Annotated in this window: 2 protein-coding genes; both read right to left on the reverse strand. The window is 44.7% G+C overall.

Translation table 11 applies throughout. The features are described from left to right. The coding region (locus tag A3739_RS08010; RefSeq protein ID WP_156502463.1) for a hypothetical protein at positions 1–456 on the reverse strand (456 nt) is incomplete at its 3' end. Positions 457–461: 5 nt separating this feature from the next. Next, the coding region (locus tag A3739_RS08015) for a hypothetical protein (RefSeq protein ID WP_197472190.1) at positions 462–675 on the reverse strand (214 nt) is incomplete at its 5' end.

The following is a 675-nucleotide window of genomic DNA, read 5'->3' on the forward strand; positions in this document are numbered from 1 at the left end:
CTCAATGGTTTGACGCTGCATGACGATATTGCCTGTCGCACCGCTTTTTGCCTCTATCATACGGAACGACTTTCGGTGAAGTTGCGCAGCGGTTGAGTTGTCAGCCACATCAACACGGATAGATTTCATGAGCGTAAGATCAACGCCGCCAGCACCATAAATTATTTTATCGTTTACAGGTGTTGTTCCTCCGGTTAGACCAATATCAACATCGTAGTAGCCACCATCAAACAAACCTGAATCAATAGCAGCTTGAGAGTTTGTAACTAAACCATTCACAAAACGAACTTGGTTTTCGGTTGTAAGCGTTCCATACGGATCAGACGCAGTGCCCAAATCTAGTACACCAAGTGTTGGAGTTAAGTTAGAGTCACCTTGGATATCTATTCTACCTCCAGTACCACCAATCGTGCCTGAACCAGACAAGCGCCCTTCGACAGTTACGGCAGTATCCACGCTGTTCAAAGAAATATTAATGACGGCCCTAAAACTAACTCGGTGGTCTCGCCGACAACAAAATCACCATTATCAATATTGATAGTCGCGTCGTTCCCCGTAATTTGACCAAATGCCCCAATCACTCCGCGATTATCAACATTGATCGAACCACCTTGAAGTCTTAAATCTGAGCCAGTCAGCATACGCAAAGAGGCTCTATCCAAATTAATCGTCAAA

It is taken from the genome of Oleiphilus sp. HI0067 (assembly GCF_001635735.1).